Genomic DNA, 21311 nt, shown 5'->3' with positions numbered 1-21311 from the left:
GTGCTTTTTTGATGGAAGAAGGAATTTATATGTATCATCCAATTCGAGATAATCCGCTGCATACCGTGATTGCTTTTACTATGATTGGTATTGGCCTATTTTTGATGGTTAGTGATCATTATTTTACTTGGCCACCAGTAGTCGCTGAAATTGCGAATGATGATGCCGTAGGCATGATGTATGTGGTGATTGGTGTGGTTATGGCAATCTGGGTCTTGGACCCTAAGCGGTCGGTTAGGATGGATCACATCATTTTAACTGTGGCCACGTTTGCCATGGCGACCTTGTCATTTTATCAGTTCTTGCATTCAATGGTTATGGGGAGCGGAATGCCGTGGATCAGTAATGCCGCACTGACCATTGTCATTATGATTATTGCCCGCCGCTCGGATTCAGTTTGACTGAGAGCTATTTGCATCAGATATATCTAATCATGTCAGTTGTAGCCGGTATGATTGCGGCATGGTACACCAATCGAATATCACGGAAGAAGTCTAATCGTGAAGAATGGCAAGGACTGTACATGGAGATGAAGACGCGAACTGATGAAGCCGAAAAAAGAAATCATGAACTCATTATGGAAAACGAACAGCTACGAATTGAAAATGCAGAGCTCAAGAGTCAGTTAAAATCCTAGGAGGAAAAAGCATGAATGAATTTACGAAGATTATTAAATTACTCAACGACACCGGTATCTTAGGTGTCTTAATTTTTGCCCTGGTTGGCTGGTTTACCCGGATCAATCCGGCATTGAAGACCAAGATTGCGGCGAATAAGTCAGCCAATCAGCGAGAGGCATTGACGTTGTTGGACAAGTTGGCCGATAACGCTGTTCATCTTTTATCCACGTATTACGAAATTCCGGGAGACGAAAAACGGCAAAAGGCAATTTCCGATGTTACCGGTCAATTAAAAGGATTAGGTCACAACATTGATCCTGCAATTATTTCTGCGGCCATCGAAAAGGCCTATCAAGCGATGAGCACCCAAAGTACCGTTGCACAGAAGAAGCAGGCTAAATTTGACGTTGCGCAGGCGTCCACAGAGCAAGTGTTCGCGGATAAAGAGGAACAATTACTCAAGCGGAACGTTAAAGACAATGAAAATGAGCCGCTTGATGTCCCTGCAACTAGCCAAGTGGAGGGAGGTACTAAGTAATGCCTCGATGTGACATGGTGGACGTTTCCAATAACAACGGAACAATGACAGTTTCTAATTGGAAGTCAATGAAAAAGTATGGTGTTCGTGCGATGGTTGCTAAGCTGTCGGAGGGCACTTTTTTTACTGATCGAACTGCTAAAACTAGTATTCACAATGCAGTAAAAGCCGGACTGCATGTCAACGGCTACCACTTTGCCCGGTTTACAACCGTAGCAGGTGCTAAGGCAGAGGCCCGAATAGCAGCTCGTTGCGCATTAAATGCCGGGCTTGGTAAAGATGCAGTAATTGTGCTGGACTTTGAAGCGAACAATCTTGGCTGGACCCGTAATGCGGCGAATATTAAAGCATGGGTCGCAGAAGTTAAACGTATGGGATATCCTAAGACGGATGTGTACACCATGGGTTCTTGGACTAACTCAATGCCTCTTAACAATCATGGACGCGGTGGTTGGATTGCCAACTATCCATCTAACCCGGTGGGCCTGAAGTTTTATGCTAGTTATCGCGGTTGGCAGTGGACTAGTACAAAACACTTTCCTGGCTGTTATGGGGGCTTCGATGTGAGCCAAATGTATTCTAACTATTACTACGGCACCGCAACCAAGGCGGTTAAACCGAAGAAGGCCATCTATTACCGATACAATCCCAAGATGGTCTATGCCCGGACGCCAATTAATCGCTACAAGGATGTTGCCTTCAAACACAAAGTAGACAAATTCCCAGCCGGCACCGTATTTGCGATCGCTAAAGTGATTAAGTACGGTAAGATTACCCGATTCCAGTTGGCAAACGGCTATTACATCACGTCTAATAAGGCCAATGTCAATCGCTTATACTATTCCGTTAATGGTGGCGTCAAACGAGTGAAGTCTGTACGCGGTACTCATCGGTACAAAGATAAGACCCTCAAACATGTTGTGGACTGGCAGCCAGCCGGCACTGAATTTGATGTCGCTAAGATCGTCAAGTATGGATATACAACTCGGATTCAATTGGCTAATGGATACTATATCAGTGGAAACAAGAAGATTAACAAATTTGTCAAGTAACACCCCAAAAGCGCTCACTCCTGACGGGGTGGGCGCTTTTTTGCGTACAATTTTTAATTTATCTAAATAAAAGCAAAAAAATATTTTTTATTGCGCGTTTTTTGCGCAACATCGCTATTAACATTGATATTACAGCATCACTAAATCCAATAAGCGGCTTAAGAGATTTCAAAGGGGTAACAGGTCTGGATTTTTCAGGCCTGTTTTTGTTTAAGTGGAAAATACACAGCCTAAAATGAGATCAATTGGCAGGCCAGTTGGATAATTAGTCGGGAATTCGTAAAAAAATCGCTTGATCAGTGTGAATTGATCGAGCACTGTTACTAAATTGAACCGGGATTTAATCTATTTTGATAAATTATGGCTGAATAATAGAGCGTATACGTGAGGGCAAGTGGCGGATATGCTAATTTTTTATTGATTAATGGTGGATCTAGAGAGGAAATGAGATTTTGTCTTTAAGCGTAAGAGCCGCTAAAAGGGGCCACATAGGGGATTAAAAAAACAAAATCAGAAAAAGTTTAAAAATGATTTTACCGGATAATGATAAAACCATTCTCGTTTAAAGTTAGGAATTACTTCCTTATCGAGCCTAAACAAAACTAGTGTGGCAATTGATAAGTGACAAACCCGGATAATGGGGCGAGAAAGTCGCTTGATTGGTTAGACCACTAACGGGAAAGTCTTCATTTTAGTGTTGACGTTTAGCGGGGGAATTGGTATTCTTATATACGTTGTCAAAAATAGATGGCCAAGACCAATTCACTGATATGAATTTAGGGATTGACATCGTTGATAACAACATGATATATTGTATAAGCTGTCATTTAGTGACAGAGGTTAACGATAAAAAGAGAAATTAAATTTATCGTTGACAAGCATATCAGCTAAATGATATGATGATTAAGTTGTCTGCTTCGGCGGATAACGAGTAGACCTTTGAAAACTGAACATTGTTTCGACAAACCAAATATGTGTAGGGCGGTTTGAATTTATTCAAACCCAAACAATATTTGCAAAGTCAATTCGCTTTTAAAATGTAACAACAATCGATGAGTTATTCGAGCTTATCATCTTTAAGATGAGAGTTTGATCCTGGCTCAGGACGAACGCTGGCGGCATGCCTAATACATGCAAGTCGAACGAGCTTTGGTTGATTGATGTGCTTGCACTGATTTCTTCCTAAAGCGAGTGGCGAACTGGTGAGTAACACGTGGAAAACCTGCCCAGAAGCAGGGGATAACACTTGGAAACAGGTGCTAATACCGTATAACAACAAAAACCGCATGGTTTTTGTTTGAAAGATGGTTTCGGCTATCACTTCTGGATGGTTCCGCGGCGCATTAGCTTGTTGGTGAGGTAACGGCCCACCAAGGCGATGATGCGTAGCCGACCTGAGAGGGTAATCGGCCACATTGGGACTGAGACACGGCCCAGACTCCTACGGGAGGCAGCAGTAGGGAATCTTCCACAATGGACGCAAGTCTGATGGAGCAATGCCGCGTGAGTGAAGAAGGGTTTCGGCTCGTAAAACTCTGTTGTTGAAGAAGAACGGGTGTCAGAGTAACTGTTGACATCGTGACGGTATTCAACCAGAAAGCCACGGCTAACTACGTGCCAGCAGCCGCGGTAATACGTAGGTGGCAAGTGTTGTCCGGATTTATTGGGCGTAAAGCGAGCGCAGGCGGTTATTTAAGTCTGATGTGAAAGCCTTCGGCTTAACCGAAGAAGTGCATCGGAAACTGAATGACTTGAGTGCAGAAGAGGACAGTGGAACTCCATGTGTAGCGGTGGAATGCGTAGATATATGGAAGAACACCAGTGGCGAAGGCGGCTGTCTAGTCTGTAACTGACGCTGAGGCTCGAAAGCATGGGTAGCAAACAGGATTAGATACCCTGGTAGTCCATGCCGTAAACGATGAGTGCTAGGTGTTGAAGGGTTTCCGCCCTTCAGTGCCGCAGCTAACGCATTAAGCACTCCGCCTGGGGAGTACGACCGCAAGGTTGAAACTCAAAGGAATTGACGGGGGCCCGCACAAGCGGTGGAGCATGTGGTTTAATTCGAAGCTACGCGAAGAACCTTACCAGGTCTTGACATCTTCTGCCAATCTTAGAGATAGGACGTTCCCTTCGGGGACAGAATGACAGGTGGTGCATGGTTGTCGTCAGCTCGTGTCGTGAGATGTTGGGTTAAGTCCCGCAACGAGCGCAACCCTTATTATCAGTTGCCAGCATTCAGTTGGGCACTCTGGTGAGACTGCCGGTGACAAACCGGAGGAAGGTGGGGATGACGTCAAATCATCATGCCCCTTATGACCTGGGCTACACACGTGCTACAATGGACGGTACAACGAGTCGCGAAGTCGTGAGGCCAAGCTAATCTCTTAAAGCCGTTCTCAGTTCGGATTGTAGGCTGCAACTCGCCTACATGAAGTTGGAATCGCTAGTAATCGCGGATCAGCATGCCGCGGTGAATACGTTCCCGGGCCTTGTACACACCGCCCGTCACACCATGAGAGTTTGTAACACCCCAAGTCGGTGAGGTAACCTTTTGGAGCCAACCGCCTAAGGTGGGACAGATGATTAGGGTGAAGTCGTAACAAGGTAGCCGTAGGAGAACCTGCGGCTGGATCACCTCCTTTCTAAGGAATAATACGGAGGCCTGCACATACTTTGTTGAAACAATGGTCAGTTTTGAGGGGTCTACCCTCAAGCTTGTTCTTTGAAAACTAGATATTATCAATTATTTTCCTTTAATTATTAAAGATAATTAAACCGAGAACACCGCGTTTATTTTGAGTTTTTTAATTAGTTTATTCGCTAATACTCAATTAATCAGCGGTCACGAAGTGACCGTTAGGTTAAGTTATGAAGGGCGCATGGTGAATGCCTTGGTACTAGGAGCCGATGAAGGACGGGACTAACACCGATATGCTTCGGGGAGCTGTACGTAAGCTTTGATCCGGAGATTTCCGAATGGGGAAACCCAATCATCTTTACCGATGATTACAACTCAGGGAATACATACTTGAGTTGAGGCAGACGTGGGGAACTGAAACATCTAAGTACCCACAGGAAGAGAAAGAAAATTCGATTCCCTAAGTAGCGGCGAGCGAACGGGGAACAGCCCAAACCAACAAGCTTGCTTGTTGGGGTTGTAGGACTGAACATTTGAGTTACCAAAGTCAGTGATAGCCGAAACATCTGGGAAGGTGTGGCAGAGCGGGTGATACCCCCGTAGGCGAAATCGTTGACCCTCAGTTCAGGATCCTGAGTACGGTCAGACACGTGAAACCTGGTCGGAATCCGGGAGGACTATCTCCCAAGGCTAAATACTCCCTAGTGACCGATAGTGAACCAGTACCGTGAGGGAAAGGTGAAAAGCACCCCGGAAGGGGAGTGAAATAGTTCCTGAAACCATGTGCCTACAATTAGTTAGAGCCCGTTAATGGGTGGTAGCGTGCCTTTTGTAGAATGAACCGGCGAGTTACGTTAATTTGCAAGGTTAAGGTGTAAAGACCGGAGCCGTAGCGAAAGCGAGTCTGAAACGGGCGTTTCAGTAAGTTGACGTAGACCCGAAACCAGGTGACCTATCCATGTCCAGGCTGAAGGTGCGGTAAAACGCACTGGAGGGCCGAACCCGTGTATGTTGAAAAATGCTGGGATGAGGTGTGGATAGCGGTGAAATTCCAAACGAACTTGGAGATAGCTGGTTCTCTCCGAAATAGCTTTAGGGTTAGCCTCGGATGAAGAATCGTGGAGGTAGAGCCACTGTTTGGACTAGGGGCCCGTCATGGGTTACTGAATTCAGATAAACTCCGAATGCCACTGATTTATATCCGGGAGTCAGACGATGAGTGATAAGATCCACCGTCGAAAGGGGAACAGCCCAGACCACCAATTAAGGTCCCTAAATATGTGCTGAGTGGAAAAGGATGTGGAATTGCATAGACAGCTAGGATGTTGGCTCAGAAGCAGCCATCATTTAAAGAGTGCGTAATAGCTCACTAGCCGAGTGACTCTGCGCCGAAAATATACTGGGGCTAAGCACATTACCGAAATTGTGGATGCAACTATGTTGCGTGATAGGAGAGCGTTCTAAGGGCAACGAAGCTAGACCGCAAGGACTAGTGGAGCGCTTAGAAGTGAGAATGCCGGTATGAGTAGCGAAAGATCAGTGAGAATCTGATCCACCGAATGACTAAGGTTTCCTGGGGAAGGCTCGTCCTCCCAGGGTCAGTCGGGACCTAAGCCGAGGCCGCAAGGCGTAGGCGATGGATAACAGGTTGATATTCCTGTACTAGTTAAGATTGTTTGAACGATGGAGGGACGCAGGAGGCTAAAGCATGCGCACGATTGGAAATGTGCGTCCAAACGCTGAGTCTGGTGATGAGTCAAATGCTTATCGCTAAGGACAAGGCGCGACGGGGACCGAATTTTAGTAGGGAAGTGCTCCACGTCACACTGCCGAGAAAAGCTTCTAGTGAGATCTTAATTACCCGTACCGCAAACCGACACAGGTAGTCGAGGAGAGTATCCTAAGGTGAGCGAGTGAACTCTCGTTAAGGAACTCGGCAAAATGACCCCGTAACTTCGGGAGAAGGGGTGCTACACGCAAGTGTAGCCGCAGTGAAAAGGCCCAGGCGACTGTTTATCAAAAACACAGGTTTCTGCAAAATCGTAAGATGAAGTATAGGGGCTGACGCCTGCCCGGTGCTGGAAGGTTAAGTGGATGAGTTAGCTTCGGCGAAGCCCAGAAATGAAGCCCCAGTAAACGGCGGCCGTAACTATAACGGTCCTAAGGTAGCGAAATTCCTTGTCGGGTAAGTTCCGACCCGCACGAAAGGCGTAACGATCTGGGCACTGTCTCAACGAGAGACTCGGTGAAATTATATTACCTGTGAAGATGCAGGTTACCCGCGACAGGACGGAAAGACCCCATGGAGCTTTACTGTAGCTTGATATTGGGTGTTGACACAGCTTGTACAGGATAGGTCGGAGCCGTAGATATCGGAACGCTAGTTTCGATGGAGGCGCTGGTGGGATACGACCCTCGCTGTGTGAACACTCTAACCCGCGCCACTCATCGTGGCGGGAGACAGTGTCAGGTAGGCAGTTTGACTGGGGCGGTCGCCTCCCAAAAAGTAACGGAGGCGCCCAAAGGTTCCCTCAGAATGGTTGGAAATCATTCGACGAGTGTAAAGGCAGAAGGGAGCTTGACTGCGAGACAGACAGGTCGAGCAGGGACGAAAGTCGGGCTTAGTGATCCGGTGGTACCGTATGGAAGGGCCATCGCTCAACGGATAAAAGCTACCCTGGGGATAACAGGCTTATCTCCCCCAAGAGTCCACATCGACGGGGAGGTTTGGCACCTCGATGTCGGCTCATCGCATCCTGGGGCTGTAGTCGGTCCCAAGGGTTGGGCTGTTCGCCCATTAAAGCGGTACGCGAGCTGGGTTCAGAACGTCGTGAGACAGTTCGGTCCCTATCCGTCGCGGGCGTAGGAAATTTGAGAGGAGCTGTCCTTAGTACGAGAGGACCGGGATGGACATACCTCTGGTGTACCAGTTGTGCCGCCAGGCGCATCGCTGGGTAGCTATGTATGGATGAGATAAACGCTGAAAGCATCTAAGTGTGAAACTCGCCTCAAGATGAGATTTCCCATTCCTTTATGGAAGTAAGACCCCTGAGAGATGATCAGGTAGATAGGCTGGAAGTAGCAGCGCCGTGAGGCGTGGAGCGGACCAGTACTAATCGGTCGAGGACTTAACCAAGTGATTGGTGTTCTCAGAAGATAATTGGTAATACCTAGTTTTGAGGGAATAAGCTCTCAATAGTGTGGTGGCGATAGCCTGAAGGATACACCCGTTCCCATGCCGAACACGGAAGTTAAGCTTCAGCACGCCAATAGTAGTTGGGGGATCGCCCCCTGCGAGAATAGGACGTTGCCACGCAATGTTATAGGAACCCAGCAGGGTTCCTTTTTTTGTATAACTTTGAATTTTAACCTGAGCAGAACTGGTGGTGAGGCCCAATTTCAGATAAAATCGCTGGCCATAGCAGACAGTAGGACACGTGAATAACGAAATATAATGAAGAAATTCAAGTTTTACCTTCGTGTAGTGCGTCGTGAAGCCTAGCTTGTGCTATGATTATGGGGTGCTATGAAATCTAAAAAAACAATTAGACTATGAGAGAATGGGTGAAGATAATGAAAAGGTACCGCAGTTACCGGCTTAGTTTAGGCTGGCAAATTTTAATTGGGTTAGTCTTAGGAATTATTTTAGGGGTCATTTTCTACGAGAATAAAATGGCCATTACCGCCATGCAGAACATCGGGAACATGTTCATCGGCTTGATTCAAATGATTGTGCTACCAATCGTGGTGTCCTGTTTGACGGTCGGAATCGCGAACATGGGTGACATCAAACAATTAGGTCGGGTCGGCGGGAAGACCCTCCTGTACTTCGAAATCATGACCACGATTGCCATCGCCTTAGGGCTCCTGATTGGGAATGTCTTCCATCCGGGGACCTTCATCGATATTCATCAATTACATAGTACTGACATCAGCCAGTACGTGTCCACGGCCAAGTCAGCCAAGAGCACGGGCATCTGGTCGACGTTGATGGGCATCATTCCCACGAACTTCTTCAAGTCGTTATCTGATGGTGACATGATGCCGGTTATCTTCTTTTCCGTCTTCTTCGGACTAGGGACGGCTGCCATTGGTAAGCAAGGAAAAGTGATCGTTGATTTCTTGGATGCCGTTTCCCAAGTGATGTTCCGGGTCACTAACTGGGTCATGCACACTGCTCCAATCGGGGTTTGTGCATTGATTGGGGTCACGGTTGCGCAAATGGGACTGTCGGCCTTGGCGCCGTTAGGTTACTTTATCTTGCTGGCTTACGCGACGATGGTCATCTTCATTTTAGTTTTCATGGGCCTGGTCGCCAAGCTCTTCAAGTTCCGGTTATGGGATTTACTGTCGGTCATTAAAGATGAAGCCATCTTGGCCTTTTCGACGGCGAGTTCTGAAGCCACGTTACCACGGTTGATTGATAAGATGGACAAGTTCGGGGTCAGTCAGGGGATTGTCTCCTTTGTGATTCCCACCGGGTATACCTTTAACCTGGATGGCTCGGCTATTTATCAATCCTTAGCAGCCTTGTTCTTAGCTCAGGCCTACCATATTGATTTGAGTCTGGGACAACAGATTACCTTATTAGTGGTCTTGATGATTACCAGTAAAGGGATGGCCGGGGTTCCCGGGGCGTCCTTTGTGGTCCTGTTGGCCACTATCTCCACGATTGGAGTCCCAATGAGTGGGTTGACCTTCATTGCCGGAATCGACCGGTTAGTTGACATGGGGCGGACCGCTGTCAACGTGGTAGGGAACTCCTTAGCCACGGTGGTCATTGCCAAGTCGGAACACGAATTTAGTGAAGAAAAGAGTCAAAATTATCTGGCCGATATTCGGGCCAATAAGAAGACAGCCTAAGCCGTTGTCTGCCGACAGGATCTGCCATTGCGGGTCCTGTTTTATTTTGGGCGACGAATTGTCAAACCAAGAGCAACACTTTATCGAATAAAATCTCCGCTGGCGTATGATACCCAGGAACTCTTTTAGGGCGATGGTTTATTTTCTACTGACAGCGTTTTACTTCTTCCACAGTCTGTAAAATTAAGCTTTGATTTTTAGGGAAGTACTCTCGAATTAGGCCATTAGTATTTTCGTTAGTTCCTCGCTGTTTTGGTGAATAAGGATCTGGCCAGTAGATTGAGATTATGGTGTTCAATGTGTCGGTAAATGGTGTTTAACTAATGTGTCCGTAATTTTCTAGTACCATTCGTTTTGCGATTTGCTCAGGAGACCATTGATGTTCCTCGATTAACTCGATGACTTTTTGACATAAGATTGATTTTTGATCAAGTATTCGTGGTTTATAACTATGACACCTTTTAGCACGATAATTCTTTTGGGATTTGGACGAAGAGCAACGTCCTGGTAACCAATTCATCTCACGTGAAACAGATCTAGGTGAACGTTTTAGCCATAAGGCTATTGCTCGAATTGTCATACCTTTTGCAGAAAATTCTAGAATACTTTCTCGTTCAGATATAATAAAATGATGATAGCTCATAGCGCGTACTTCTTTGCTTTTCGTGGTTGTTAAGTGATTGTACCCGCTATGGGTCTTTTTATTCAATTACGTGTTGCACTTCAATTGTAAATTCGTCGTTGGAATTTAAAGACTTGTGCCCAAAACTCGCATTGGTGTTGGCCTTGATAAAACTAATAAATAGACATTCTGAATTTGCAGTCTATCCAATAACAATGTTTTTTCGGACACTAAAGGAACCGTGATAGAGGAACCTCAATGATTCAAGAAGATATTTGTTTTTCGCGAAATTGAAATTAGGTTATTTATTGATTTGAATTTGGTTAGTGATACACTCGCTCCAACGATAGCACATCACCTAAAAAAGAGATAGATTCTTATGAAAACAGCTATTAGTCTAGATGACTTGCAAAAAAAACGCGGGTGCAATTGGTTCCTTTATCACAGCATGGCTGCCGCTGTAAGTGTTGGAACTATCAGAATGATTGATGGGGATATTGTAGAAGCAAGCAATATTACAAGACAGATTTTCTACAAAGAGGCTGATGTAGATCACACAAAAAAGTAGATTCCAAGGAGGGGTACCATGATCGGCATTAGTGGAAACAGATTAATAAAATGGCGCGAAGTTAGTGGGCTGATTTTGGGGAAACTACTCTTAAACAACTTTAATCTATTTGTTTCATTAATGCTGCAAGTTGGCATAGGCTATGCTCTTAACAGAAATTCTAAGAGGTTGTGGGGAATATTAGTTGTTTTAATTTCTGGATCAATTGCATATGCAGTTATCTATTATGGAACTTCAATAATATTTACTAGAGTGCATCAACGAACTAGTCAGGAAATTTCAGAAAGACTGATCCATAAAGAATTGAATGATAGAAAATCAAATTCTAGTTTTGGAAAGTTCATTAATTTGGTTAGTTTGGATGTTCAAAACGTATCTGACTTCTTAGAAAGTGGGATTGTACCACTTATAGACTTTTGTACGACTTTGTTGTTTGGCTTGTGTTATATCTTTATCGTATCAAGAATACTTGGGAGCTTTTACCTACTTATGGGAGTCGTGCTGTTTTGCAGTGCGTATTATTTTTATAATCAGAGTCTCATAAATAGGAAAGAGTATCAAACAGCTGATGATAAACAAAAAGGGTTTCTTACTGAAATATTTAAAAATCTTCCGATTCTAAAAATCTTTCAATTAGATGACTGGACTAATTCGCGAAACTACACATTATTTTCTAAAAAACAGCTGTGGTTTGTTAAGTATAGCAAAGCTGGAGCATCTAATATTGGAATAATGAGTGGTGGTATATATGTGATAGAAATAGTTTCATTAGGATTAGGCCTTTGGCTAGTTAAGGTTGGTGAAATAAATTATGGGAGTATGGTTGGCGTTTGGAATGCTGGCATTGGATCCGTTTTTGATTCATTTTTAGCTTTGCCAATTACGTTGTCCTTCCTTGTTAATCAAAAATCATCAATTTAGAGGATTAGTGGGTCAATTAGCAAGACTCAAAATACTAGTCCTAATGATGGCTGGAAAAATGAGATAGTTGAACGTATTGAAATTTCCAGAATAAAGTTTAAGTATGAAGATAAAGATAGATTGGTTTTAGATAATCTGTCGGGATCAATTGATCCGCAAAGAATAACGTTTGTTGTTGGAGAAAATGGTGCGGGAAAGTCTACACTGTTTAAGCTAATGTTTGGAGAAATAAAGCCTCAAAGTGGAGAAATTAGTATAACCACTGCCAAAGGAAAATACGATTCACTCCAGGGATTAGCTGCCTTTGTTCCCCAAAATGTTGATCTCTATAGTGACACACTTAGAAATAATTTAACTTTCAGTGAACCAATGTCTGATGAAATAGTGTATCGGGCATTGGAAGAATCAGGGGCAGCAGAAATTGTCTCAAATTTGGATAATGGACTGGATACTTTTATATCAGACCCAAGTATATTCTCACCAGGTGAGCTAAGGAGAATAGCAATTGCACGAGCCTTATTAACCAGTCAAAATCTAATACTGATGGATGAGCCTTTTTCAGATATTGATGAAAGTAATCAAGTAAAGCTCATGAATACTCTTAGAAAACTAAATAAAGATATTGGATTTATCATCATAACGCATACATTCAATTTAGTTAAAAAAGAGGATTGTTTCTTTGCATTAGGAGGGAAAGCGTATGGAGAAAAGAAACTTTTATAGAACCGTGCTTTCCCCGATTAATTTTTTATTACTGGGGATTGCTGGAGTTATTGTTGCAATCGCAGAGTTTTTTCTTGCGTACAAATTGAATAACTTAGTTATCAGTGCACAAAAAGGAAATAGTGACTTCTTAAAAATTGCTATATTTTTGTTGGTTTTAAGTATACTAATTGGTGTTTTAAAAAAATACATTGCGTACAAAGAGAAAATGTTAACACTCATTGCTGAACAGAATATTATTTTTACAACAATTAGATCAACTATTAAATTTCCGAGATACTCGGATGAAGAATTATTGGAAGGCCAGTGGCTATCTTTAAATAATTCAGATGCTGGAGCTGTTGGAAAAATGATGGGAGAAACAATTGTGGAATTGTTTGTGGGATTGATATCCTTTTTGGCTGCTGTATTATTCGGAATTTTTACATCGCCATTGCTAACTGGTATCATTTTGGCTTTGGGAACAAGCTCCATACTAATTCCGAAGTTGGCAGAAGGTGTTGTACGAACAACCCAAGAGCATAGACAAGGAGATCAGGATCGAATTCAAACATTAATGTTGCAGATTTTAAAAACGAAGATGGTAATTCGCATTTTCCAAGCCCAAGAACCAATATTACGAATGTTTAACAAGACTTATCATAAGTTCTCCGAAAGTGTACTAGATAATTATCGGAGGAGATCCCAAATGGCGAGTCTCAGCCTGGGTATAGGGTTCATTTTTGACGTTACGATTATGGTTGTTAGCCTGGTCTTTGTAGCGTATGGAAAGCTTAGCTTGGGGCAATTTATGGGCTTTTCTATCCTAAATGGTAGCTTAATGTGGATTTTCTACTCAATGCCTATATATTACGGACAAGTAATAAATGGTCGTGTTTCTGTGGATAGAATATCAAAGTATTGGCGTCAGGAAAGAGTCTACATTGATGATAAACGAGATAGGGCACAGATGAAGATGCTAAGTTTAGAAAACGTCTCTTTTACCTATCAGGGGAGTTCAAGACCAATTCTGCAGAACATTAACTTTAGGATGAACTTGGAAAATCCTGATAAGATTGTTTTGACTGGACCAAGTGGGGCTGGGAAAAGCACTTTTATTAACTTACTTATTGGACTACTACGGCCAACACAGGGGAAAATTATTTTAAGTGATGGCAGTGGATTAACGAGTGGAGTTAGTGGGAAAATTACTTTGGTTCCACAAAAGGTACAATTATTCAGTACCTCATTAAAAGAAAACATTCTGCTAGGAAGAAAGATAAACACAAGTGATTTTAATCGTATTTTAAGTGAGGTTGGTTTGAAGAAATTTGTTGAGACTTTAATTGATCATGAAAATACTTTTATCTCGCAAACTGAGGAAGATGGAGCAGTAGATGTATCGGCAGGACAATTGCAGAAGATAGGGCTGGCCAGAGCATTAGTGGCCAATAGCTCGCTATTGATCCTAGATGAGCCAACAGCGAACCTTGACAGTGATTCTACAAAAGAGCTTTTAGATGAATTGGCAAAGCTTGATGTTTCAATGATTATAATTACACATCGTTTGGAAGATGTTAGAGACTACATGGTTCATTACAGAATCGAGAATGGAACGTTAACAAAAGAATAGGAAGTTATGTGATATAAACTATTATTTGATAGCTTATATCACATCTGTGCATGGCGGTTATAAAATGTAGGAAAATGACGGCGTAAAAATGTCGGTTTTCCTACATTTTTTGATATTATGAATCACATTGACTTTAGGAGGTTTTCAATGTGAGACATGATGTCCGCGAAGGAGTGAAACAGTACGTGAATAATGATATCAAGCCTAATTTTACGGCTCTTGGAAGACAGTTTGGGGTAGATTATCGTACAGCTAAGAGAGCATATGAGGAGGCCCAAGGGAGTATGACCCTGCCCTTGATCAAACATAAACGGCCTAGCTTACTGGATGGCTATAGAAGCATTATCGAGGAAAAACTAGAGCTACATTGTTCTGCCAAGGCCATTTACAAATTCATTCAGAAACGGGGCTTTCAGGGAAAGTACACTATCGTTCGAGAATACTGTGCCAGTATTCGTAAGGAACGAACTCATAAAGCAACTATTCGTGTTGAACATACGCCGGGCCTATCGGCCCAAGTCGATTGGAAAGAAGAAATGACTTTATACGACAGGAATGGGCAGCCGCACCGTTTCAACATTTTTCTTTACGTCTTACCCTTTTCTAAATTGAAATATGTCACTTTGGTCTTTGAACGCAGTCAAGATACGTTGTTTCAATGCTTAAATGACGCGTTTGAGGCAACTGGTGGTGTTCCTTCCGAAATTTGGTTTGACAACATGAAGCAAGTTGTTGATCATACCAAATCAAGCTTTGGCAAAGCGATATTTAACGAGCGTTTTCGCCAATTTAGCCACGATGCTGGCTATAATCCAATTGCTTGTCGAGTATTTCGTCCACAGACTAAGGGTGTCGTCGAAGCATTAGCAAGAACAATGGAGCGACTTCGCCCGTACAATTATGAGTTTGAAGACGGTGTAGAACTCATTGGTCTGGTCAATGATCTCTGTGAAGATTTAAATTATGAGGTTTCGCAAGCCACCAACCAGGTTCCAATGGATAAGTGGCAGAACGAAGAAAAAGAGTACCTACATGAACAGCCAGCCAACCTGTTAAATCCATTCTTTGAGGAAGATATTACCCGTATCGTCTCTAAAGAATCGATGGTTAACTTTCGTAAATGTAAGTACTCCGTTGATCCACGCTACATTGGTCGCACAGTCGATATCGAGCTGACCGATAATGAGCAGCGTATCCAAATTTATTATAACGGAGAAATGATCCGTTCGCACAATATAACGACCAATCAATTTAATTACGATAAGCAAGACCGTGTCCGCATATTGGGGTCCGACCTCTTAAAGGGACAAAGTGAGCAGGATATACAGGCATACATCGCAGAGCATCTTAGCGAATATGACCAGGTTTAGGTGATGATAATGACTAGTAAATTTCAGGAGCTACTAACTAACTTAGAGTCCCTAGGACTCACCAAAATGGTTGCGTATCTACCAGAATATGTTGACCAAATTAATCAACAACAACTATCGTTTACTGAGGCAATGCTTACACTGACGAGCACTGAGCTTGAATGGAATCAAGAACAATCGATAGAACGAATCGTAAAGCGGGCACACTTTCCGCAGAAAAAGACACTAAAGGGATTTGATTTTAACTTTCAACCCAGCATTAACCAGCAGGAAGTAGTTGGGTTTCAAGATTTGGCGTTTTTAGAAAAGAACGAGAACTTGATTTTTATTGGTAGTCCAGGGGTCGGTAAGACCCATTTAGCCATTAGTATTGGAATTGAAGCCTGTCGCCAAGGAAAAAGAACGCTCTTCATCAACTGTCATGAGCTTCTCCTTAGGTTGCGAACAGCTAACGAGAAGGGCACCTTAGAGCGCTGCATTAACCGTTATGCTCGTTATGACCTTTTGGTCATTGATGAGATTGGTTACCTACCCATTGATCACGATGAAGCTAACCTATTCTTCCAGCTTATCAACGCACGATATGAGCGTCATTCGACCATTATTACTAGTAATAGTGATTTATCTGGCTGGGTAGAAATCTTTCAAAATCCGACCGTAACGGCGGCGATTCTTGACCGCCTAGTTCATCATGTCCATGTCGTCAAGATTACCGGAAAGTCTTATCGACTAAAAGGCGTCGGTTGACCGCCCAAAACCTACATTTTTAAACCGCCATAAACCTGCATTTTATCACCGCCCTTGACACATCCGCAAAATTAAGTCTTGGGGTGCAGTTAAATAAGCCTTTTTATTCAATTATGTGTTGCACTTCAATTGTAAATTCGTCGCAAATTAAAAGACCTCGTTCACACCTTATAAAGGGTGATGACGAGGTCTTTTTGATTAGCGTGCGTCAGTCTTGACCAGTTCATTCATGTTGCGGCGAGTTAACTTGCGGGGTGATTCCCATCAGCCCATGGGTCGCTCGCGTTCACATCAATAACCGCGAAAAACGGTTTGGCCAAGGAATAGTCGACAGTAGAGTTTAGGTTAGCCATCATAGCGGAAACGGCGTCAATTACTTAGCGTTTTTCCCCCGCTGAGTTCCCCCAGCGGTGAAGCACGATTTGAACTAGCACGTCAATGCCTCAAGGTTAAAGTCGGGCCGGAAAAACAACGTAATTCTAGCTTGCGTTATCAGTTAAATGGTTTCGGTTCAACAGTCCCCAAACGAATTCGAGAAGGTCAGATGACAAGCGTGCTGGCTACAACGCCAACGGTATCTGAGTTAAAGGCGGACTGTAAATCGAAGGTAAAGTCTAGGGTCGAGTGACACCGCATCAAGCTACGGCGTCTGGCCCGGGAAAGCTAACGTAAGTGGCCCTTCCTCAAAGCGTCAACCAAGAGGGATGAACCGACGTCACCTTTCCCACAAGAGAGTGACACGCTCCGGGATCATCTTTCAATTGCGTCATGTTCATCACCTCCTAGCTAAGTTCAAATTGACATTAAAAGCGCTCGGCTAACAATTCATAGCCGAGCGCACTAAAATAACATGCGAATTAAAGTCGGCTAATCGTTGAGTTTTAGCACTATACGGCGTAGTCTTTCAACAGCTACATTAGATCAAGCCTTATGTTGACTTGAACAGCTGACTCATTGGCGTTTCTCGACGTTTCTGAGCAGTAGCATTTTCCGTATAGGAGCCTCACCTAACAGCTTCTAAATATCTTACAAAGTCAGTTTAACGTACTTTCTCAAAATGTGCAAGCAGAACGCAAATTTTCTACCAGATAATCATTATTATTTTTATAACTAGGGGTTAGTTCCCTGGGAATAAAGAATTTTACAGTCTAATTTAGAATCATTATTGATTAATTTTAAAAAAGCGTGTATGCTTTAGGCGAATCAAAAATCGAATTGAGGGAAGCCATAAGTTATGAACTTTATTGGAACTGAATTACCCGATTTTCAAGTCACCGCTTATCAAGACGGTGAAGACAAAACTTTGACGCGAGCCGACCTATTGGGCCACTGGTCCGTCATCTTCTTTTACCCAGCCGACTTTTCGTTTGTTTGTCCGACGGAGTTAGGCGACTTGGCCGACCACTACAGTGATTTTCAAGCCCAAAACGCGGAAATCTACAGTGTGTCCGAAGATACCGAGTTCGTGCACCAGGCTTGGCACGCCCAAAGCCCGGAAGTGGGCAAAGTCGCTTACCCGATGATTGCCGATCCCGCGGGCACGTTAGCCCGGCACTTCCAGGTGTTGAACCAGGACCTGGGGCAGGCTTATCGCGGCGTCTTCATCTTGGATCCTGACGGCAAAGTCCGCTCTTACACGATTAATGATATGGGCATCGGCCGCAACGCCGAAGAAATCCTCCGGACGTTGACTGCCGCCCAATTCGTCGCGGAACACGGCGACCGGGTTTGCCCCGCCAACTGGCATCCGGGTGACAAGACGTTGAAGCCTGGTACCGATTTAGTTGGCAAGCTTTAACTCCAGTTAAACTAAAACGGACCCGGAAAAATTCCGGATCCGTTTTTTAATAGGGTTAGAAACGTCACTAGATACCTTGTTGAATCTTGGCGAAACTTTGGCGGTACCAGCCGTCCCAGGTGTTATCCTTCAACGCGCCGTTAGCGTTGTAGGGGAGTTTGAGGTTTTTTAAAATCGTCAAAAATAGCTCACGTTTAGTCTTTAAAACGGCCTCGACCAGTTGTTCCGGCGCAAAGTAGCGGTTTTCGAACAAGTACTGGTTGATGTCGTTCATGGCATAGTCGACCTTGTACTGGGATAAGATTTCCAAATTGTTCTGCTTGTAGTGTTGCACGTAAAATTTGACAAAGTCCATCAAAGCAGTTTCTTGGGCGCTTTCGTCCAAATCGGTAATTGTTAATTCTGAGTCTGACAAAACTCGGGACCTCCTTATAAATTGTCTCGGTAGTTGGCTGTCACCCACACCCAACTTCCATTATGGCACTTTTTAATGATGGGGTAAAAATTTACTCTCCAGATTGCGGCGATTTGGGTGGTTGCCGGATTAAATCTGCCGCCAAGGCCGCGATTTTTGCCCGTTTTAGCGGCTTTTTCCCACCTAGTGTATACTTATAGGGACAGAAGTTGAGAAGGGAGTTAAACGCAATGCGAGTGTTTGTGGTGGGGGCCAATGGTCAGGTCGGTCGGTTAGTGGTCGCCCGGTTATTGGCCCAAGGGGATACCCCGGTGGCCGGGTTACGGCCGGGAGAAGACAGTGAGGACTGGGAGGACTTGGGCGTTTCGGTCAGCCGTTTCGACCTGTTTAGCCAGCCTGAGCAGTTGGCTAGTCAGTTACTGGGGCAAGACGCACTAATTTTTGCAGCCGGTTCCGGGAGTCGGACCAAGGACGACATGACCTTACTGGTAGACCTCGATGGGGCAGTCAAAACCATGCAGGCGGCGGAGATTGCTGGTGTTCAACGGTTTTTGTTGATCAGCATGTTGTTTGCCGAGGACCGTAATCGCTGGGCTGACCCGTTACGGCCCCTGTATGCGGCCAAATTTTATGCCGACCACTGGTTGACGCACCAAACGAAACTCGATTACACCATCGTGGAGCCCGGGGCGTTGTCGTTTCACCGGCCGACTGGTCTGCTTAAAAGTGACCCGTTAGCTGTTGGCAGCGTGTCACGGGGCGATCTGGCCGCCTTTTTAGTTGCCGCCGTTCACGACGATCGGACCATCAGGCGAACGATTCCGCTTTTGCAAGGTGACCAAACGATTGCCCAATTATTGGCTCAACTTTAACCGGTAAAATCAGGTGGCTTGGTATCATGGCGCTAAAGTGTCCATGAGACACATTAGGGAGGCCAAATATGACACACGACATCGTTTTACCGCCAGCCACGGCGCAATTACTGGTGCAGCACCTCAGTGCATGGGCCCAGTGGCAACGGACCCGTGATCCATTAACGGCAGCCGCGAGTTGGGACCAATTTATTGCGAAGAGCCGCGATAAGGCCCAGTGGGAAGGGGGCATGACCACGGAAATCGACCAGTGGGAAGCCTTGCACGACCTGTTAGTGACCTTAGAGACCGATTTGGCAGCAGACTAAAAAAGAAGCACGACGAGAAAAACTCGTCGTGCTTCTTTGTGCCATGAACCAGGTCACCCTGGTTGTTTTTAGTGGCTTTAATTTATTGTTCTTCGTACCATGAGTAGTGGAAGTCACCCTTACGGTCCCGACGTTCGTAGGTATGTGCCCCGAAGTAGTCCCGTTGTGCTTGTAACAAGTTAGCAGGCAAAACTTCGGCCCGGAAACTGTCGTAGTAGGTGATGGCAGCGGAGAAGCTTGGTACCGGAATACCAGCTTGAACGGCCAAGGCAACCACGTCACGGACGGATTGTTGATACTTCTTGGAGATGTCCTTGAAGTAGTCGTCAAACAACAAGTTGGTCAACTGAGGATCCTTGTCGAAGGCGTCGGTGATGTTTTGCAGGAATTGGGCCCGGATAATGCAACCGCCACGCCAAATCTGTGCTAATTCACCAAACTTCAGGTCCCACTTGTAGGTTTCAGAAGCGACCCGGAGTTGTTCGAACCCTTGGGCGTAACTCATCAACTTACTGAAGAAGAGGGCTTGACGAACCTTTTCGACGAATTCGTCTTTATCGCCAACGTCGACCTTACCTTGCTTTTCAGCAGCTGGTAAGACCTTGGAAGCCTTGACCCGTTCGTCCTTCATCATGGAGATGTAACGCGCGTAGACGGATTCAGTGATAACTGATTGTGGGACTTGAATGTTCAATGCATCTTCAGAGCTCCACTTACCAGTTCCCTTGTTGTTCCCACGGTCAAGAATGGCATCAACGATTGGCAAGTTCTTGTCGTCGCCTAAGTCATCCTTGCGCGTCAGAATATCAGCGGTGATTTCAACTAAGTAGCTGTCCAATTCACCCTTGTTCCATTCCTTGAAGATGTCAGCCATCTCGTCAACGGAAATACCGGCAACGTTACGCATGATGTTGTAGCTTTCATCGATCAGCTCTTCATCACCGTATTCAATCCCGTTGTGGACCATCTTAACGTAGTGGCCAGCACCGTTAGGGCCGATGTAAGTGACACAAGGCTTGCCATCTTGGGGCGCCTTAGCGGAGATTTGTTCTAAGATAGGCGCAACTAAATCGTAAGCTTCCTTTTGGCCACCAGGCATCAAGGATGGGCCTTGTAAGGCACCCAGTTCACCACCGGATACCCCCATGCCGATAAAGTTGATTCCGGACTTGTCGAGTTCGGCGTTACGCGCCATCGTGTCGTGGAAGTTGGTGTTCCCACCATCGATCAAGACGTCACCCTTATCCAATAATGGTAAGAGTTCTTGAATAACAGCATCGGTTGGCTTTCCAGCCTTAACCATTAACAAAATCCGCCGTGGTGTTTCCAGTGACTTCACGAAGTCAGCGACGTTGTAACTCGGGATCAGCTTCTTATCGCTGTGGTCCTTCATGACGTCCTTCGTCCGGAAATCAGAACGGTTGTAAATGCCAACCGTGTAACCGCGGCTTTCAATGTTGAGGGCTAAGTTCTTGCCCATGACTGCCATCCCAACAACACCAATGTTTGCTTTTTGATCTGCCATTAGTAACCTTCCTTTATGTTCAGAATTAAATCAGGCCTTACAAAGATAAGTGTATCATCTCACAATCTGAAAGTGAACTATTTTACCCCTGATTGTTTGAAAATTATGCTTGGTTTTCA

16 protein-coding genes, 3 rRNA genes and 1 riboswitch are annotated in these 21311 nt (G+C 44.6%); of the genes, 16 read left to right on the top strand and 3 right to left on the bottom strand.

Annotated features, from left to right (window positions below; all coding sequences use genetic code 11):
• The first annotated feature begins 11 nt into the window (after positions 1-11).
• The 7 genes from H3M12_RS02510 (at position 12) to H3M12_RS02475 (ending at position 9711) form a co-directional block, all read left to right on the top strand.
• Entirely contained in the window at positions 12-401 is a 390-nt protein-coding gene (locus H3M12_RS02510) for a hypothetical protein (RefSeq protein ID WP_129033383.1), read from the top strand.
• Positions 402-648: 247 nt separating this feature from the next.
• A complete protein-coding gene (locus H3M12_RS02500; RefSeq protein WP_129033384.1) occupies positions 649-1158 on the top strand; it encodes a phage holin, LLH family in 510 nt (169 codons plus the stop codon).
• A 44-nt stretch (positions 1159-1202) separates the two neighbouring features.
• Positions 1203-2210 carry a GH25 family lysozyme gene (locus H3M12_RS02495; protein ID WP_233449212.1) on the top strand — a complete coding sequence of 336 codons (1008 nt, stop codon included), beginning with the start codon at positions 1203-1205 and terminating at the stop codon, positions 2208-2210.
• A gap of 1077 nt (positions 2211-3287) precedes the next feature.
• Positions 3288-4852 (top strand): 16S ribosomal RNA (locus H3M12_RS02490).
• 217 nt (positions 4853-5069) lie between these two features.
• Positions 5070-7984, top strand: a 23S ribosomal RNA gene (locus tag H3M12_RS02485).
• Positions 7985-8047: 63 nt separating this feature from the next.
• Positions 8048-8164: ribosomal RNA gene (rrf, locus tag H3M12_RS02480) — 5S ribosomal RNA — on the top strand.
• Together the 16S, 23S and 5S rRNA genes form the textbook arrangement of a ribosomal RNA operon.
• A gap of 257 nt (positions 8165-8421) precedes the next feature.
• Complete coding sequence (locus H3M12_RS02475) at positions 8422-9711, top strand: cation:dicarboxylate symporter family transporter (protein WP_129033393.1); 1290 nt, start codon at positions 8422-8424, stop codon at positions 9709-9711.
• Between the two features lie 316 nt (positions 9712-10027).
• Here the strand turns inward: H3M12_RS02475 and H3M12_RS13110 are convergent, their stop codons facing one another.
• Entirely contained in the window at positions 10028-10354 is a 327-nt protein-coding gene (locus H3M12_RS13110) for a helix-turn-helix domain-containing protein (RefSeq protein WP_129033394.1), read from the bottom strand.
• Positions 10355-10712: 358 nt separating this feature from the next.
• Here H3M12_RS13110 and H3M12_RS02460 point away from each other — a divergent pair, with 358 nt between their 5' ends.
• The 7 genes from H3M12_RS02460 to H3M12_RS02430 all read left to right on the top strand — a co-directional run bounded on the left by H3M12_RS02460 (position 10713) and on the right by H3M12_RS02430 (position 18072).
• Positions 10713-10901 (top strand): ThiF family adenylyltransferase, encoded by a 189-nt coding sequence (locus tag H3M12_RS02460; RefSeq protein WP_129033395.1) that lies wholly within the window; start codon positions 10713-10715, stop codon positions 10899-10901.
• A gap of 18 nt (positions 10902-10919) precedes the next feature.
• Entirely contained in the window at positions 10920-11822 is a 903-nt protein-coding gene (locus tag H3M12_RS02455; protein ID WP_182150882.1) for an ABC transporter ATP-binding protein, read from the top strand.
• A 120-nt stretch (positions 11823-11942) separates the two neighbouring features.
• Positions 11943-12545 carry an ATP-binding cassette domain-containing protein gene (locus tag H3M12_RS02450; RefSeq protein ID WP_170955022.1) on the top strand — a complete coding sequence of 201 codons (603 nt, stop codon included), beginning with the start codon at positions 11943-11945 and terminating at the stop codon, positions 12543-12545.
• Complete coding sequence (locus H3M12_RS02445) at positions 12523-14157, top strand: ATP-binding cassette domain-containing protein (RefSeq protein WP_129033398.1); 1635 nt, start codon at positions 12523-12525, stop codon at positions 14155-14157. Before H3M12_RS02450 ends, H3M12_RS02445 begins: the two co-directional genes overlap by 23 nt.
• A gap of 149 nt (positions 14158-14306) precedes the next feature.
• On the top strand, positions 14307-15527 hold the full coding sequence (gene istA, locus H3M12_RS02440) for an IS21 family transposase (protein WP_042749622.1): 1221 nt from the start codon (positions 14307-14309) through the stop codon (positions 15525-15527).
• Positions 15528-15536: 9 nt separating this feature from the next.
• Positions 15537-16274 carry an IS21-like element helper ATPase IstB gene (gene istB, locus H3M12_RS02435; RefSeq protein ID WP_031263932.1) on the top strand — a complete coding sequence of 246 codons (738 nt, stop codon included), beginning with the start codon at positions 15537-15539 and terminating at the stop codon, positions 16272-16274.
• Between the two features lie 859 nt (positions 16275-17133).
• A riboswitch (M-box (ykoK) riboswitch) is annotated at positions 17134-17296 on the bottom strand.
• A gap of 212 nt (positions 17297-17508) precedes the next feature.
• A complete protein-coding gene (locus H3M12_RS02430) occupies positions 17509-18072 on the top strand; it encodes a redoxin domain-containing protein (RefSeq protein WP_129033422.1) in 564 nt (187 codons plus the stop codon).
• A 67-nt stretch (positions 18073-18139) separates the two neighbouring features.
• Here the strand turns inward: H3M12_RS02430 and H3M12_RS02425 are convergent, their stop codons facing one another.
• Positions 18140-18487 carry a hypothetical protein gene (locus tag H3M12_RS02425; RefSeq protein ID WP_182150881.1) on the bottom strand — a complete coding sequence of 116 codons (348 nt, stop codon included), beginning with the start codon at positions 18485-18487 and terminating at the stop codon, positions 18140-18142.
• 230 nt (positions 18488-18717) lie between these two features.
• On the opposite strand from H3M12_RS02425, the gene H3M12_RS02420 reads away from it, so the two are divergent.
• Both H3M12_RS02420 and H3M12_RS02415 read left to right on the top strand, forming a co-directional pair.
• On the top strand, positions 18718-19359 hold the full coding sequence (locus tag H3M12_RS02420; protein ID WP_129033424.1) for an SDR family oxidoreductase: 642 nt from the start codon (positions 18718-18720) through the stop codon (positions 19357-19359).
• 68 nt (positions 19360-19427) lie between these two features.
• Positions 19428-19667 (top strand): hypothetical protein, encoded by a 240-nt coding sequence (locus tag H3M12_RS02415; protein ID WP_129032593.1) that lies wholly within the window; start codon positions 19428-19430, stop codon positions 19665-19667.
• Between the two features lie 82 nt (positions 19668-19749).
• Here the strand turns inward: H3M12_RS02415 and gndA are convergent, their stop codons facing one another.
• Positions 19750-21192 (bottom strand): NADP-dependent phosphogluconate dehydrogenase, encoded by a 1443-nt coding sequence (gene gndA / locus H3M12_RS02410; RefSeq protein WP_129032594.1) that lies wholly within the window; start codon positions 21190-21192, stop codon positions 19750-19752.
• Positions 21193-21311 lie beyond the last annotated feature (119 nt).

The organism is Levilactobacillus suantsaii, from assembly GCF_014069315.1.
Lineage (GTDB): Bacteria > Bacillota > Bacilli > Lactobacillales > Lactobacillaceae > Levilactobacillus > Levilactobacillus suantsaii.
The sequence above is the reverse complement of the archived record's forward strand: the minus strand, read 5'-3'. Positions and strand labels throughout refer to the sequence as shown.

Coding starts and splice junctions, on each gene's coding strand:
- H3M12_RS02415 (WP_129032593.1), top strand. CDS start 19,428: ATGACACACGACATCGTTTTACCGCCAGCCACGGCGCAATTACTGGTG.
- H3M12_RS02495 (WP_233449212.1), top strand. CDS start 1,203: ATGACAGTTTCTAATTGGAAGTCAATGAAAAAGTATGGTGTTCGTGCG.
- H3M12_RS02500 (WP_129033384.1), top strand. CDS start 649: ATGAATGAATTTACGAAGATTATTAAATTACTCAACGACACCGGTATC.
- gndA (WP_129032594.1), bottom strand. CDS start 21,192: ATGGCAGATCAAAAAGCAAACATTGGTGTTGTTGGGATGGCAGTCATG.
- H3M12_RS13110 (WP_129033394.1), bottom strand. CDS start 10,354: ATGAGCTATCATCATTTTATTATATCTGAACGAGAAAGTATTCTAGAA.
- H3M12_RS02445 (WP_129033398.1), top strand. CDS start 12,523: ATGGAGAAAAGAAACTTTTATAGAACCGTGCTTTCCCCGATTAATTTT.
- H3M12_RS02430 (WP_129033422.1), top strand. CDS start 17,509: ATGAACTTTATTGGAACTGAATTACCCGATTTTCAAGTCACCGCTTAT.
- istB (WP_031263932.1), top strand. CDS start 15,537: ATGACTAGTAAATTTCAGGAGCTACTAACTAACTTAGAGTCCCTAGGA.
- H3M12_RS02420 (WP_129033424.1), top strand. CDS start 18,718: ATGCGAGTGTTTGTGGTGGGGGCCAATGGTCAGGTCGGTCGGTTAGTG.
- H3M12_RS02455 (WP_182150882.1), top strand. CDS start 10,920: ATGATCGGCATTAGTGGAAACAGATTAATAAAATGGCGCGAAGTTAGT.
- H3M12_RS02475 (WP_129033393.1), top strand. CDS start 8,422: ATGAAAAGGTACCGCAGTTACCGGCTTAGTTTAGGCTGGCAAATTTTA.
- H3M12_RS02510 (WP_129033383.1), top strand. CDS start 12: ATGGAAGAAGGAATTTATATGTATCATCCAATTCGAGATAATCCGCTG.
- H3M12_RS02460 (WP_129033395.1), top strand. CDS start 10,713: ATGAAAACAGCTATTAGTCTAGATGACTTGCAAAAAAAACGCGGGTGC.